This is a genomic window from Photorhabdus australis DSM 17609, assembly GCF_000711895.1.
GTDB classification, from domain to species: Bacteria; Pseudomonadota; Gammaproteobacteria; order Enterobacterales; family Enterobacteriaceae; genus Photorhabdus; species Photorhabdus australis.
In genome coordinates this window covers 24,221-39,616 of sequence record NZ_JONO01000034.1, presented here as the reverse complement: position 1 = coordinate 39,616, position 15,396 = coordinate 24,221, and the positions used below count along the sequence as shown (strand labels likewise).

At 37.0% G+C, this 15,396-nt stretch carries 18 protein-coding genes and 1 pseudogene; 12 read left to right on the top strand and 7 right to left on the bottom strand.

The window, feature by feature from the left end:
- Positions 1–8: 8 nt before the first annotated feature.
- Both tadA and BO26_RS24045 read right to left on the bottom strand, forming a co-directional pair.
- Complete coding sequence (gene tadA, locus BO26_RS11185; protein ID WP_036771406.1) at positions 9–518, bottom strand: tRNA adenosine(34) deaminase TadA; 510 nt, start codon at positions 516–518, stop codon at positions 9–11.
- A 265-nt stretch (positions 519–783) separates the two neighbouring features.
- A complete protein-coding gene (locus BO26_RS24045; protein ID WP_236637433.1) occupies positions 784–1,377 on the bottom strand; it encodes a gp53-like domain-containing protein in 594 nt (197 codons plus the stop codon).
- A gap of 1,111 nt (positions 1,378–2,488) precedes the next feature.
- On the opposite strand from BO26_RS24045, the gene BO26_RS11175 reads away from it, so the two are divergent.
- From BO26_RS11175 to BO26_RS11120, 12 genes and pseudogenes are all read left to right on the top strand, one after another.
- Positions 2,489–2,890, top strand: a complete 402-nt coding sequence (locus BO26_RS11175; protein ID WP_051690951.1) for a hypothetical protein — start codon at positions 2,489–2,491, stop codon at positions 2,888–2,890.
- Between the two features lie 162 nt (positions 2,891–3,052).
- Positions 3,053–3,553 carry a phage tail protein gene (locus BO26_RS11170; protein ID WP_036771404.1) on the top strand — a complete coding sequence of 167 codons (501 nt, stop codon included), beginning with the start codon at positions 3,053–3,055 and terminating at the stop codon, positions 3,551–3,553.
- Complete coding sequence (locus tag BO26_RS11165) at positions 3,550–4,149, top strand: tail fiber assembly protein (protein WP_036771402.1); 600 nt, start codon at positions 3,550–3,552, stop codon at positions 4,147–4,149. Before BO26_RS11170 ends, BO26_RS11165 begins: the two co-directional genes overlap by 4 nt.
- A gap of 174 nt (positions 4,150–4,323) precedes the next feature.
- Positions 4,324–4,554: pseudogene (locus BO26_RS21570) on the top strand (tail fiber protein); the annotation flags it as partial.
- Positions 4,555–5,593: 1,039 nt separating this feature from the next.
- A complete protein-coding gene (locus tag BO26_RS11155) occupies positions 5,594–6,421 on the top strand; it encodes a phage tail protein (protein WP_036771400.1) in 828 nt (275 codons plus the stop codon).
- A gap of 1 nt (position 6,422) precedes the next feature.
- Positions 6,423–6,857 carry a tail fiber assembly protein gene (locus tag BO26_RS11150; RefSeq protein ID WP_036771399.1) on the top strand — a complete coding sequence of 145 codons (435 nt, stop codon included), beginning with the start codon at positions 6,423–6,425 and terminating at the stop codon, positions 6,855–6,857.
- Between the two features lie 391 nt (positions 6,858–7,248).
- Positions 7,249–7,962: a phage tail protein gene (locus BO26_RS11145; protein WP_036771397.1), complete on the top strand. Its 714-nt coding sequence runs from the start codon at positions 7,249–7,251 to the stop codon at positions 7,960–7,962.
- A gap of 53 nt (positions 7,963–8,015) precedes the next feature.
- Positions 8,016–8,450 carry a tail fiber assembly protein gene (locus BO26_RS11140; RefSeq protein WP_036771395.1) on the top strand — a complete coding sequence of 145 codons (435 nt, stop codon included), beginning with the start codon at positions 8,016–8,018 and terminating at the stop codon, positions 8,448–8,450.
- Positions 8,451–8,841: 391 nt separating this feature from the next.
- On the top strand, positions 8,842–9,564 hold the full coding sequence (locus BO26_RS11135; RefSeq protein ID WP_036771394.1) for a phage tail protein: 723 nt from the start codon (positions 8,842–8,844) through the stop codon (positions 9,562–9,564).
- Positions 9,565–9,612: 48 nt separating this feature from the next.
- Positions 9,613–10,047 carry a tail fiber assembly protein gene (locus BO26_RS11130; protein ID WP_036771392.1) on the top strand — a complete coding sequence of 145 codons (435 nt, stop codon included), beginning with the start codon at positions 9,613–9,615 and terminating at the stop codon, positions 10,045–10,047.
- A 391-nt stretch (positions 10,048–10,438) separates the two neighbouring features.
- Positions 10,439–11,164: a hypothetical protein gene (locus BO26_RS24040; protein ID WP_236637432.1), complete on the top strand. Its 726-nt coding sequence runs from the start codon at positions 10,439–10,441 to the stop codon at positions 11,162–11,164.
- Positions 11,165–11,619: 455 nt separating this feature from the next.
- On the top strand, positions 11,620–11,880 hold the full coding sequence (locus tag BO26_RS11120) for a YfhL family 4Fe-4S dicluster ferredoxin (RefSeq protein WP_036771390.1): 261 nt from the start codon (positions 11,620–11,622) through the stop codon (positions 11,878–11,880).
- A gap of 2 nt (positions 11,881–11,882) precedes the next feature.
- Here the strand turns inward: BO26_RS11120 and acpS are convergent, their stop codons facing one another.
- The 5 genes from acpS to rnc form a co-directional block, all read right to left on the bottom strand.
- On the bottom strand, positions 11,883–12,263 hold the full coding sequence (gene acpS / locus BO26_RS11115) for a holo-ACP synthase (protein WP_036771388.1): 381 nt from the start codon (positions 12,261–12,263) through the stop codon (positions 11,883–11,885).
- Complete coding sequence (gene pdxJ, locus BO26_RS11110) at positions 12,263–12,994, bottom strand: pyridoxine 5'-phosphate synthase (protein WP_036771387.1); 732 nt, start codon at positions 12,992–12,994, stop codon at positions 12,263–12,265. Before pdxJ ends, acpS begins: the two co-directional genes overlap by 1 nt.
- Before the next feature lie 80 nt (positions 12,995–13,074).
- Positions 13,075–13,788, bottom strand: a complete 714-nt coding sequence (recO, locus tag BO26_RS11105; protein WP_036771385.1) for a DNA repair protein RecO — start codon at positions 13,786–13,788, stop codon at positions 13,075–13,077.
- 10 nt (positions 13,789–13,798) lie between these two features.
- Complete coding sequence (gene era / locus BO26_RS11100) at positions 13,799–14,707, bottom strand: GTPase Era (protein WP_036771384.1); 909 nt, start codon at positions 14,705–14,707, stop codon at positions 13,799–13,801.
- The gene (rnc, locus tag BO26_RS11095) at positions 14,704–15,384 is read right to left on the bottom strand and encodes a ribonuclease III (RefSeq protein ID WP_015833451.1); all 681 of its coding nucleotides are present in this window, start codon (positions 15,382–15,384) and stop codon (positions 14,704–14,706) included. Before rnc ends, era begins: the two co-directional genes overlap by 4 nt.
- Between the last annotated feature and the right edge of the window lie 12 nt (positions 15,385–15,396).

The window sequence follows — 15,396 nt, the reverse complement described above, 5'->3', positions numbered from 1 at the left end:
AACAATACTTATTGATTTTCTTCCTGCTGTCTTCTGGCTGCTTTTAATGCTTTATGTTGCTCCCGACGTTGTTTGAAAAAAACACTCAACATCGTGGAGCACTCTTCCGCAAGTATTCCACCTGTAATTTCAATTTGATGATTCATACCAGGATGGCGCAATATATCAATCAAAGAACCGGCGGCCCCCGTTTTCATATCGCTGGCGCCATAAACCAGTCGCTGTATCCGGCTATGTATCATAGCGCCAGCGCACATAACACAAGGTTCGAGAGTGACATATAAAGTGGTATTTAGCAGACGATAATTTTGTAACTGCTCTCCCCCTTTCCGTAACGCAATAACTTCTGCATGAGCTGAGGGATCATGGGCAATAATAGATTGATTCCAGCCTTCAGCAATGATTTCATTACCAGCGACCAATACAGCGCCTACCGGTATTTCCCCCTGTTCCCACGCTTTTATTGCTCGTTCCATCGCCTGCTGCATCCAATATTCATCACTATATATTTTAGTCACTACGGTATCTCACTTCATTATATCAGGGACAATTATAACGATTTATTTTCCCTATTTTCCAGATATATTTACTTATTATTTCGATGAAAATAGATATCTGAGATTGACCTATATACTTCTCATCTCAGCAATATAAAAACATCCGACAAATAACATATAAAACTTTACAATATCTTTATATTTTATTTAATTAACACCAAAATATTAAAAATAGAAAAAACAAAGCCGAAATAAATCCGGCTTATTATTCATTTTCACATATTAATTAAAAACCGATTGCAAGATATAGTCCAGCTATATAGAGATCAGCAGATAATTTAACCTCATTTCCAAGATAGTTGAAAGCTTTACCAGCTACCCAAGCGTTAAAACTATTCAATGTTCCGTTAGGAACTGCAGCCATTGGAAGGGCTAAATCACCATTATCTATCATAGAGATACTCAAACAACCATTAATAAACGGTGTTGGTAAAATGACTTTATTTTCAACAAACGGTGTAAATCTATGCCTTCCCCATTGCAGTATCAATCCGCCAGGCAAGTATTGATAACCATTAGACGATAGACGTCCAGGGAATTGTTTATTTATGTAACACTGTAATGAATCAGTAAAACTCTTATTAAGTGTTGCCAAATCACCATTATCCAGAACATCCTTTCCACACTGCGTTGACATAAAATTAGCCACGACAGAGGCTATTGTGGTCGACTGGCGTAATGCTTTATTTAATACATGCGTGGTAAGCCCTACTGGGGGAAACCCAGACTGCAATTCTGGGCTATTTTCATATAAGTTTTGACTCACCACATTAGCACCATCTTTAATAGAAAAGGCTTTAAAATCATTCTTGCTACTCATTGTTCCTCCTAACCGGAAATAACAAAAACTCTTGATTAAAACTTTATTCACACAGGAATTTTAAAATATAAATTTAACATGAGCATATAATTAATCAACAAACTTATTTTAATACCAACATTATAAAACATTAATTTAATTAACAAATTCATGCTAATACAAATAATTCCATTTAGAAAAGCATACAGACCATATTATTAACATTAACTTTACAAAGACAATGTAATTAAGCATGTATAGAATAACCAATGCATCTCATGGAAGAAAAATTTATTATTCAGCACGATATATATTCAACATAAAATAATACCAATATATTATCGAAACAAATAACTTATGATAACAATCAGACATATTATTACTTTTAAATATAGAACTAATTCTTACTTCTTCCCGCATACCTTTAATTTAGATATCGAGTCATAATACCATTCTACAACCTCCAGTCTTTGATATTACATAATTATTACGAATTCGAAAAAGATAAATATTTAATAATTTAATAATTTAATGACAATTAATCACTATTTTAATTATCCATTTATTTTATTATTTTTACATCACTGACAAACTTCAATATTTAACTATTTAAGGTAAATGTTAAATTAAATCTTGCAGATAAAATCATCTGCCATATAAACAACCAAACAATTATAAAAATAAGGAGATAAGATCATGATAACTAAACCAGAACACCAACAAATAACGATAAAACTTATGTTCATACACACTCATTAAATTACCGAAGTTTATAGTGGTGATAATGTATTACTTCCTTCCACAAGTAATAATAGCGTTAGAAAAACAATATAAATAACGTTTCATAATTCTGCCACACATGGCCTTATTAAACCCATTGTTGTGCATAGAATTATGAGTAGTATAAGATGCAACGTTATTTTTTAATATTATTCATTAATGACTTTGATATATTTTTAATTAAAAAACATTAATTACCTATTACTACCAAACACACATAAATAGTTAACAACCTAAGTTATAAATCATTCTATTATTCCTTTCATGAACTAAATTATAAATAAACGGATACTACCTTTACAAAAACTCAAGGCATGGTCTATAAATACATAACCTAATATGAGGAAAGTATATGAGCCCCAAAAATAACTTTAAGGATTTTTTCACTGGTAATAGTGCCAGTGTAGTAAATCAAGAAAAATACAAAAAAATCCTAAGGTTATATTCTGGTTTTTTATCAGATAACGTTCCCACTCACTTATTAAATAAGGTATTACGTCAATCGTCAACAATAGTCTCTGTTGTGGCTAATTTCATCGCGACACAATCTGGTGATTGTATTCTCAATGATAGTGAAATCGTTAAACTCAATACTCAATTAAATAGAGAATCAGAACAAAAAATCATAACTAAGACTCCCAATTACGTATTGAAAAAATTACAAAATGTTGCAGATATTCCTAATAAAAATGCACTTATGAAAAGCCGACGCTTATTGGAAAAATTAATTCCGGAAGGTGTATCACCTCCCTGACCGACTAACATACCACCAAATAGTGGGTGAAATATAATAGAGCGATCTTCGTAAAACTTTATATCCAAATTTAACGGAACTTTATCCTGGTAACGGACTACCCGATATAAGGACATCAAAGCCACGTAACCTAGCGTTTAACCACATAATGAGGGCAGCATAATGAGTACGTTGTTACTTGAAGAAGTCCCAGTAGGAATACCCCTTCCCTGGCCAACTGACATACCACCAACCGGGTGGGTGAAATGCAATGGGGCGATCTTTGATCAAACTTTATATCCGAAATTAGCGCAAGCTTATCCTACTGGTAGATTACCTGATTTACGTGGTGAATTTATCCGGGGCTGGGATGATGGGCGTGGAGTGGATCTTGGCCGATATCTATTATCCTGGCAACTGGCGGATATTGCTCCACATAGTCACAGGGTTGTCCGGATGTGGTCCAACTCAAATGGTGGAACCGATGGGGTGGGTGCGGCAGGTCGTATCCTCAATAGTGTCTACCAAAACGTTAATTACGGCATTGATTCTCGCGGAATAGGTATCGCTATCGGTATGGGATCGGGTGGTTACGGTTATATGGATAATGCGATTGCCGCTTCAACGGGAATAGAAACACGGCCACGAAATGTAGCATTTAATTACATTGTGAGGATTGCATGATGAATAAGGCTATACTGGATAAAAATAATATTGCCATCAGTGCCGGAAGTATCATTGTGTTTAATTACGATGCGATTACACTGGAATATTTAAACAGTTCCGATGAGTACCTTCCCATCGGTATTGGTCTTCCCGCTAATTCCTGCACCGACGCGCCACCTGAAACCCAGGAGGGATATGTCGCCTGTCGTTCATCTGATTTAACCGGCTGGCAAATTGTGCCAGATTATCGGGGAAAAATAGCTTACGACACCCAAACTGGGGAACAGAAAGAAATTATTAAACCGGGTGAATTACCAGAAATACTGACATTCAAACAACCAGACACCGATTTTGATAAGTGGGATGGCGAAAAATGGGTAACAGATATTGAAGCTCAAAAAGCTAATCAGATTAAACAGGCAGAGCAACAACGTGTCGCTCTTCGCCAACAGGCTGATGAAGCCATCATTTTATTACAATATGCTATTGAGACTGAGATGGCCTCAGACGCAGAGAAAGCATTATTGCTTGCCTGGAAGAAGTATGTGGTATTACTGAACCGTATTGATATTTCAATGATTTCAGATATTGAATGGCCAAAAATACCAGAATAATATAATTATCAAGACCGGGCATTATTCTATCCCCGATCTTTTTTTCAGTGATAATAATGACTATTTTGACCGGCCAATTCCCAATACCTTTGAAGTTTCAACCCGATCAAATACGATTCACGATTAGAATTTAGGGCTGCATAGCAGCCCTTTTTTGATTTTATTTTTGAATCGATACGTCAGTCGTCAACAATATCCTCTGTTGTAGCTGACTTTATTTCGACAGAATCTGGCAGTGATGTTTTAGATGATGGTAATATAGCCAAACTCACCGCACAATTAAATAAGGCGTTAGAAATGAAAATTACAACACAAATTCCTGATGCCTCATTAACGCAGAAAGGTGTTATTCAACTCACAGATATCATTGGCAATAGTAATACATTGGCTGCAACTCAGAAACTTGCCTAAGATATAAATAATAACGCCAATAACAGACTGGCAAAAACGCAAAACGGTGCTGATACTCCTGACCAAAATGAGTTTGTGAAAAACTCAGGTTTAAAAGAAGCCGCGAAACGAGAAACAGGAAACACAGCTAATCAAATCCCAGATACCAGTTTATTTTCCAGTAAATAGGTAACGATAAAGGTTGGTGGAGGAGTCCTGGTGGAATTATAGAGAAATATGTAAGAGTAATTATGAAAAGTAATTCTAATCAAAAGAATGCAACATTTCATGAACGAGTAGCAAATGCCAGCAAAACTTCAATTAGTGTGTGGACAGGGCTTTATCATCCTGCAGGAGTTTACAAAGCTTTTCCAGATTCTAATATAATAGTCTATTTACGGGTATGGGGAATATAAGATCTCTGTTGAAGTTGGTTTGTTGTAATTATTTACCACATAAATTAGTAGCTATGGCAGAATAATACAAACATTATCATAGCTTAAAAAAACCGGGATTATAATAACACCCGGTCTCAACCGCTTTATTGCTTCCGATATTTTGTAGCTATTCAACATCAATAATCATTTAAATATTAAACCAACATTAACACCTTAATATTAGCAATGAAATTCATATTATTGAGAAATATTATATACCCTATGGATTTCAAGATGCATCGCGGCGGCAAGGGAGCGAATCCCCGGGAGCATAGATAACTATGTGACTGGGGTAAGTGAACGTAGCCAACAAAGAAGCAACTTGAAAGATGACGGGTATACATACCCACCACAAATAATCAGAATAAATAGACGACTTAGATAATGGCAATTACCCAACCTTTTCAGATCCTAAATTAAACTAATAAAAATCACTTTCAAACATTAAAATTTTCATTACCACCAATTATATAAAAACAGTTAACCCTATAAGTTATAAGAATATTCCATTATTCTTTTTTATCACTAAACTATAGCCGGCGTGAATAGGGAGAAATTATTTCTATAAAAATTCACTATATTGCTTATAAAATTCGATACTTAATTGGAGAAAATATATGAGTCAAAAGAATGATTTTAAGGCTTTTTCTATTAGTGAAAATGCAAATATAGTGAAACAAGAAATATATGAAAAAGATCAAAATTTACAAACTGGATTTCCAACGGGAAATATTACCGCTGAACTATTGAATAAGGCATTACGTCAATCGTCAACCATATCCACTGTCGTCGCTAATTTTATTGCAACACAATCTGGCGATGATGTTCTGGATAATGGGGATATAGACAAACTCACCGCCCAATTCAAGAAAGCCTTAGAGCAAAAAAACACAACAGAAATTCGCGATGCCTCATTAACAGAAAAAGGCATTATTCAGCTCACAGACCAACCAGGCAACAGTAATACACTCGCTCCAACTCAGAAGCTTGTTTCTGATATAAATGATAATGCTAATAATCGACTGGCAAAAGACCAAAACGGCGCAGATATTCCTGATAAAGCCAAGTTTATAAAGAACCTTGGTTTATCAGATACAACAAAGATAACGATAGGGAATGGTGAAAATCAGGTACCTGATATGTCGTTTCTCACCGCTAACCTGAATCACACAGGCTGGCAAAAATTACCTTCGGGTTTAATTGAAATGTGGGGAATAGCGTCAGTTAAAGGCAATGCTTATGCTGAACCTGGTGCTTTAAATAACTTTCCAATTCCATTCCCAAATACATGTCTCAACGTCACGTTAACTCACGTTGGTAACGCCCCTCAACATGCTGGTACATTTTCAATAATGATGGTCAATAATGCTCAATTCCAATGTTTTAGCAGTATTCCAAATTTACAAATTCCTGTAGCAGCATTTTATAGAGCAATAGGGTATTAATATGAACGATAAAAACTATGTATTTAGTGCATTAAATAAAGCATTTTATCCGCTATCATTACAACAGGATTATATTGAAGCAGGCTCATGGCCGAATGATCCTGTACCTGTAACTGATGACATATTCAATGAATTTTCGGGAATACCGCCCACAGGAAAAATACGCTTCTCTGGCAAAGATGGCCTTCCTTGTTGGGAAGATATTCCACCCCCAACGAAAGAGGAATTGATATCTATAGCAGAAGCCCAAAGAGCGCAATTGATATTTCTTGCAAATGAGAAAATAATGCCGCTTGCTGATGCGGCAGAACTTGATATAGCAACAGCTGAAGAAATGCTATCACTTAAAGAATGGAAAAAATATCGTGTGATGCTTAATCGGGTTGATACTTTAACAGCCCCGGAAATTGACTGGCCAATTGCGCCATTATCGTAACTAATAGAAAGGCCGGGATTAAGGTAAACACCGGCCTTTATCATTTTGTTATTGTATTATTGCCAACACAACAGCAATAGATATTTTGTTATCATCCGAACTATTCTCCATACGATATTAGTGACCTCGAACATTATTGTAATCTACTTCCCATAATGAATCTTTAAATAAGAAAACTATTTAAAACCGTTTCTATAAAATAAGTATTAATCACCTGGATGTTATCGAATTACTTATTATTCAAAATATACGAAAAATAATTAGCCCCATAAGCTATAAAAATATTTAATTATTCTTTTTTATCTCTAGACTATGAGCGTTGGGAAATTATCCCTGCAATAACTTAAGATATTATCTATAAAATTCACTATTGAACTTTAGGAAAATATATATGAGTGCAAAGAATGATTTTAAAGCGTTTTCTATTACAGATGGTGCTAATGTGGTGGATCAAAATTTATATGAAAATAGTCCAGAATTGCAAACTGGGTTTCCACCAGACGGTTTTACCACCCATATATTAAATAAGGCATTACGTCAGTCATCAACAATAGCCTCTGTTGTCGCTGATTTTATTGCGACAGAATCTGGCAGTGATGTTTTGGATGATGGTAATATAGCCAATCTCACAGCACAATTAAATAAAGCGTTGGAACAAAAAATTACGAAAAAAGTTCCCGATGCCTCATTAACACAGAAAGGTGTTGTCCAGCTCACAGATGTGATTGGCAATAGTAATACACTGGCTGCAACTCAGAAATTTGTCTCTGATATAAATAATAATGTGAACAATAGAATTAACCAGCTTCCAAATATGTCGTCTTTCACCGCAAATCTGACTCAGAATGGCTGGCAAAAGTTACCGTCCGGTTTAATTGAAATGTGGGGAATGGCTAATGTTTCTTCTAATGGATATTTAAATAATTTTCCAATACCGTTTCCAAATAATTGCCTCAATGTCACATTAACTCACTATGGTTATGGCCCTAAGGCAGCAGGAATATTCTCAGTAATTATAGAAAATAAAAGTCAATTCAGATGTTATAGAAGTATAGATGATAGCTTTCCTTTTGTTTTGACATTTTTCAGAGCAATAGGATATTAATTAAAAACAATGAATTTACCATAATGATTATTTAATTAAAATTGGCAAAAATTATGAACAATAAAAACTATGTATTTAGTGCATCAAATAAAGCATTTTATCCGATATCATTACAGCAGGATTACATTGAAGCAGGCTCATGGCCGAATGATCCAGTACCTGTCACTGATGACATATTCAATGAATTTTCAGGAATACCGCCCACAGGAAAAATACGCTTCTCTGGCAAAGATGGCCTTCCTTGTTGGGAAGATATTCCACCCCCAACAAAAGAGGAATTGATATCTATAGCAGAAGCCCAAAGAGCGCAATTGATATTTCTTGCAAATGAGAAAATAATGCCGCTTGCTGATGCGGCAGAACTTGATATAGCAACAGCTGAAGAAATGCTATCACTTAAAGAATGGAAAAAATATCGTGTGATGCTTAATCGAGTTGATACTTCGAAAGCACCGGAAATTGACTGGCCAATTGCGCCATTATCGTAACTAATAGAAAGGCCGGGATTAAGGTAAACCCCGGCCTTTATCATTTTGTTATTGTATTATTGCCAACACAACAGCAATAGATATTTTGTTATCATCCGAACTATTCTCCATACGATATTAGTGACCTCGAACATTATTGTAATCTATTTCCCATAATGAATCTTTAAATAAGAAAACTATTTAAACCCGTTTCTATAAAATAAGTATTAATCACCTGGATGTTATCGAATTACTTATTACTCAAAACATACGAAAAATAATTAACCCCATAAGCTATAAAAATATTTAATTATTCTTTTTTATCTCTAGACTATGACCGATAGGAAATTATCCTTACAATAATTTAAAACATTATCTATAGAAATTACTATTTAACTTTAGGAAAATATATATGAGTGCAAAGAATGATTTTAAAGCGTTTTCTATTACAGATGGTGCTAATGTGGTGAATCAAAATTTATATGAAAATAGTCCAGAATTGCGGACTGGGTTTCTACCAGACGGTGTTACCACGCATATCTTAAATAAGACATTACGCCAGTCATCAACAATATCCTCTGTTGTCGCTGATTTTATTGCGACAGAATCTGGCAGTGATGTTTTGGATGATGGTAATATAACCAAACTCACAGCGCAATTAAGTAAAGCGTTAGAACAAAAAATCACAACAAAAATTCCTGATGCCTCATTAACACAAAAAGGTATTGTTCAACTCACAGATATCATTGGTAATAGTAATACACTGGCTGCAACCCAGAAGCTTGTCTCCAATATAAATGATAAAATTAATCAAATTCCAAATATGTCATCTTTCACCGCAAACCTGGCTCAGAATGGTTGGCAAAAGTTACCTTCAGGTCTAATTATAATGTGGGGAATAGCATCAGTTTCTTTCGGCGGCAGTGGAAAACCTAATAGCGGATATCTTAATAACTTTCCAATCCCATTCCCAAATAAATGTTTTAGTATCACTTTAACTCATAATGGTTGGGACCCCGGCTCAGCCGGAATATTTGGAACAAAAATAGAAAATCAGAGTCAGTTTCGGTGTTATAGAAGTAATACTCCTTACACTCCCTCTGTTGGAGCATTTTTTATAGCAATAGGATATTAATTTAAAAATTAAATCATTATGATTATTTAATAAAAACTGGAAAAAACCATGAATGATAAAAACTATATATTTAGCGCCTCAAATAAAGCATTTTACCCGTTATCATTGCAACAGGATTATATTGAAGCAGGCTCATGGCCGAATGATCCTGTACCTGTCACTGATGACATATTCAATGAATTTTCAGGAATACCGCCAACAGGAAAAATACGCTTCTCTGGCAAAGATGGCCTTCCTTGTTGGGAAGATATTCCACCCCCAACGAAAGAGGAATTGATATCTATAGCAGAAGCCCAAAGAGCGCAATTGATATTTCTTGCAAATGAGAAAATAATGCCGCTTGCTGATGCGGCAGAACTTGATATAGCAACAGCTGAAGAAATGCTATCACTTAAAGAATGGAAAAAATATCGTGTGATGCTTAATCGGGTTGATACTTCGAAAGCACCGGAAATTGACTGGCCAATTGCGCCATTATCGTAACTAATAGAAAGGCCGGGATTAAGGTAAACTCCGGCCTTTATCATTTTGTTATTGTATTATTGCCAGCACAACAGCAATAGATATTTTGTTATCATCCGAACTATTCTCCATACGATATTAGTGACCACGAACATTATTGTAACCTACTTCCCATAATGAATCTTTCAATAAGAAAACTATTTAAACCCGTTTCTATAAAATAAGTATTAATCACCTGGATATTACCGAATTACTTATTACTCAAAACATACGAAAAATAATTAATCCCATAAGCTATAAAAATATTTAATCATTCTTTTTTATCTCTAGACTATGAGCATTGAGAAATTACCCCTGCAATAATTTAAGATATTATCTATAAAATTCACTATTGAACCTTAGGAAAATATATATGAGTACAAAGAATGATTTTAAAGCGTTTTCTATTAGAAATGGTGCTAATGTGGAGGATCAATATCGCTATGAAAATAGTTCAGAGTTGCAAAACGGATTTTCGCCCGGTAAAGAAGCTAATATTCACTTGTTAAATAAGGTATTACGTCAGTCATCAACAATATCCTCTGTTGTAGCTGATTTTATTGCGACAGAATCTGGCAGTGATGTTTTGGATGATGGTAATATAGCCAAACTTACTGCACAATTAAATAAAGCGTTAGAACAAAAAATTACAACAAAAATTTCCAATTCCACACTAGAAAAAGCACAAAACGGTGCTGACATCCCCAATAAAAATGAGTTTGTGAAAAATCTCGGTTTATTGAACTTATTATTAGCAGGTACTCCTCTGTTTACACAAGGGGATAATTTCATGACTTTTAAAATTCCATTTTTCATCGGATCAGAGCGAAAATATCTCTTATTCCAATCTGTATATACACAGGCTCCAAATTTAGCTAACCAGGGGAAATTCACTATCACCTACCCAATTGCATACTCTTATGAACCTCATGCTATACTTTCCAGTATGGGAGGAATTACTCGTGGAGGTAACTATTCTGAAGGAGCTGAAATATTCAAAATCAATAAAGAAAACCTGGTAATAATATCACATTGGCAGTCTCGTGATACAAACTTTTCTCCTGTACGCATATTTGTAGTAGGAGTATCAGATAACTAACTTTCAACGCTAATAGTTGTTATCTATCTCAGATTTTAGAATTATCTCGATAAAGTACCGGAAATTGACTGGCCAATTCAGCCATTTTCGTAATTAACAAAAAGACCGGGATTAGAATAACATCCGGTCTTTAGCATTTTATTTACGCTAATACTCTAGGTTGTAAATATTCTGTTATTATTCAAGCTATTTTCTCTTAAGACTTGTTAACTACATAACATTGGAAGCTTTACACATCCTTGACATCTTTCCTATATAGCTAACCACATAATAAAGTTCACACGTAAAAGTTTCCTAAGATAGGAAAAATTTCATATAGTATGGTTTTCTGTTGCCAGATCTGGTTTTTCAATGTAATTTATGCCGTATAAAAATACAACAAGTGTGTAATAGTAAGAAATTAAAACTGACGATAACACACGGGTATAAAATGAAAAATAAACTAAGTTATTAAAATGTCGTTATTAATCAAAAAAAGCTGTATCAATTGTGATATGTGTGAACCTGAATGTCCCAATCAGGCTATATCAATGGGAGATGTAATCTATGAAATCGATGCTGAGCGTTGTACCGAATGTGTCGGTCATTATGATGCTCCAACTTGCCAATCAGTCTGTCCGATAAATAATACCATTATTACCGATCCAGACCGACAAGAAACAGAAGAGCAATTGTGGGATAAATTTGTATTACTGCATCATGCAGATAAAATCTAAAATTAACTCTCTAAAATAACGGTCGCACAAGCATAAAGGCGCTCATCGGCCAATGTCACATGCAAAGACATAGCTCCCTGTTTCTGAGCTAATTCTGCTGCTGCGCCATAGAGCCGCAAAGTCGGTTTTCCCAGAGCATCATTAACCACTTCAAACTGGTTAAATGCCAAGCCATTACGGATACCCGTTCCCAGCGCTTTTGCCGCCGCTTCTTTTACCGCAAAGCGCTTAGCCAGAAAACGAACCGGTTTTTCATGTTGTTGATATTGTTTCCATTCTAATTCACTGAGAATACGTTTTGCCAAGCGCTCACCTGAGCGCTCAACAACTCCCTCAATACGGGCAATTTCAACAATATCCGTGCCCAAGCCGATAATAGCCATTAACCGCGCGCTTTCCGCATTTGAGTTTTCATATCTGCTACAGCAGCAGTCAAACCACTGAACACCGCCCGCCCGATAATGGCATGACCAATATTTAATTCATAAATTTCCGGCAGAGCCGCAATACGTTGTACATTGTGATACGTCAGCCCATGACCTGCATTAACCGTCAGCCCAATATCCGCAGCATAGGTCGCGGCCTTTTTGATGCGCTGGAACTCTTTTTCCTGTTCAATTTCATTTTCTGCATCAGCATAAGCACCGGTGTGAATTTCAATAAAAGGCGCACCAACTTCTCTGGCTGCATCTATTTGCTGGTGATCCGCATCAATAAACAGAGAAACAAGAATACCCGCTTCAGACAGACGTTTAACCGCCACCATAATCTTATTTTTCTGACCGACAACATCTAAACCACCTTCTGTTGTCACTTCCTGCCGTTTTTCAGGCACCAAACAGCAAAATTCAGGTTTAATGCGACAGGCAATATCCACCATTTCATCTGTCACAGCCATTTCAAGGTTCATCCGGGTCTGGATAGTTTGACTCAATAGTTCAACATCCCGATCAGTAATATGACGACGATCTTCACGCAAATGAATGGTAATCCCATCTGCACCAGCCTGTTCTGCAACAAAAGCTGCCTGAACCGGATCAGGATAATTTGTGCCACGGGCATTACGCACTGTCGCAATATGATCGATATTAACGCCTAATAATATTTCAGCCATATTTATCTCCTGTAGTCATATTGAATGTGACAAGTTTACTCTTTCCATCTTGAAGAGAAACAAATTCATTAGTTTTCTTTCTATGCCAGCTTCTTATGTACAAATTGCCGGAATAGTTCACGACTTTTTAAAGGCTTACCACCAAGGTAGGGTTTCAGTGCAATACGCGTGAAACGCTTTGCTGCTTTCAATGTTGCCAAATCAGGGAATTCACGCGTTGCCAATGATTTTAATTCACGACCCGTAAAACTATAGTGATCAATGATCAGGCTAGCGATAAATCCTTTTTCTTCTCTATAACGGTAGGTCATCGTATCAGTCACAGATTCACCACTGCCCGCACAATGAAGATAATCAACGCCATAACCAAGATTTGCCAGTAACGCCAGCTCAAACCGGCGTAATGCATGCTCTGGTGTGTATTCACTGGCAGCAAGAATTTGTAAACATTGCAGGTAATCAAAGAACAAAGCCGGATAAGCCGTTCCTTGTTCAAGCACTCTCGACAGCAATTCATTGACATATAGACCGCTGTACAACACGCTGCCAGTAAGAGGAAGAGTTAAAGAAATAGGATCGGCATCACGCAGCGTCTTAACTACACCCCGCCCACTCCAGCGCATCAGCAAAGGGGTAAATGGCTGCAAGCAGCCTTTTAAATTGGAACGACGGCTGCGCGCACCTTTAGCCAACACACTGATCCGCCCCTCATTTTCAGTAAAAAGATCCAGTAACAAACTGGTTTCACTGTAAGGGCGCCGATGAAGAATAAAAGCACGCTGCCAACCGTCCACAGGCAACGCCTTATTTCAAATCATCGACGTAACCCAGGCTCCGCAGCGCCCGCTCGTCATCAGCCCAACCCGCTTTAACTTTAACCCACAGTTCCAAGTGGACTTTAACATCAAACAGCCTTTCCATGTCCTGACGGGCTTCAATACCAATGGTTTTGATTTTACTCCCTTTATTACCAATCACCATTTTCTTCTGGCCGTCACGTTCAACCAGAATCAAACCGTGAATATTGTAGCCGCCACGCTCATTGGCTACGAATTGTTCAATTTCAACTGTCACAGAATAGGGCAATTCATCACCGAGAAAACGCATGAGTTTTTCGCGGATAATTTCAGAAGCCATAAAACGTTGGGAACGGTCAGTAATATAATCTTCCGGGAAATGGTGAGTTACCTTTGGCATATGTCCGCGCACAATCTTTGCAATTGTATCGACATTCATGCCTTTTTCAGCACTCATCGGTACAACATCGAGAAAGTTCATTTGCTTGCTGAGGAAACCAATATGTGGTAGCAAGCTAGCTTTATCAGTCACGTTATCCACTTTATTGATAGCCAGCAAAACCGGACAACGCAGGTTACGTAGTTTATTCAGCACCATTTCGTCATCTGGCGTCCAGTGAGTACCTTCAACAACAAAAATGACCAGCTCTACATCACCAATAGAACTGCTGGCTGCACGATTCATCAGACGATTGATCGCCCGCTTTTCTTCAATATGCAATCCAGGTGTATCCACATAAATGGTCTGATAAGCCCCTTCCGTGTGAATACCCATAATACGGTGACGGGTAGTTTGTGGTTTACGGGAAGTAATAGACACTTTCTGACCCAAAAGCTGATTCAGCAATGTGGATTTTCCCACATTAGGCCGTCCGACTATTGCGATAAATCCGCAATAGGTTTCTTGTTCGCTCATTCAAGCTCCAGTTGTTTTAATGCTTGCTCTGCCGCTGCCTGCTCCGCTTTGCGGCGGCTGGAGCCTGTTCCTTTAACCGGCTGTTCGATACCACTCACTTGACAGTGAATAGTAAATTCCTGGTCGTGGGCTTCACCACGTACCATAACAACCAGATATGACGGCAAAGGCAAATGATGCCCTTGCAGATATTCTTGTAGCCGGGTTTTAGGATCTTTCTGTTTATCACCCGGGCTAATTTCATTCAAACGAGTTTCATACCATCTCAGAATAGTTCTCTCAACCGTTTGAATGTCGCTATCAAGGAAAATACCGCCGATCAGCGCTTCCACAGTGTCAGCCAGAATAGATTCACGGCGGTAACCGCCGCTTTTCAGTTCTCCCGGACCAAGGCGAAGACATTCACCTAATTCAAATTCCCTTGCCAATTCAGCCAAAGTGTTACCACGAACCAATGTGGCACGCATCCGGCTCATATCCCCTTCATCTACACGAGGAAAGCGGTGATATAGTGCATTAGCAATAACAAAACTGAGAATTGAATCACCGAGAAATTCCAGCCGCTCGTTATGTTTACTGCTGGCACTACGATGAGTTAATGCTTGTATCAGCAGATCATGCTGATCAAAAGTGTACCCCAGCTTACGCTGCAATCTGTTAATTACGATGGGATTCATGTGCTACCAAAT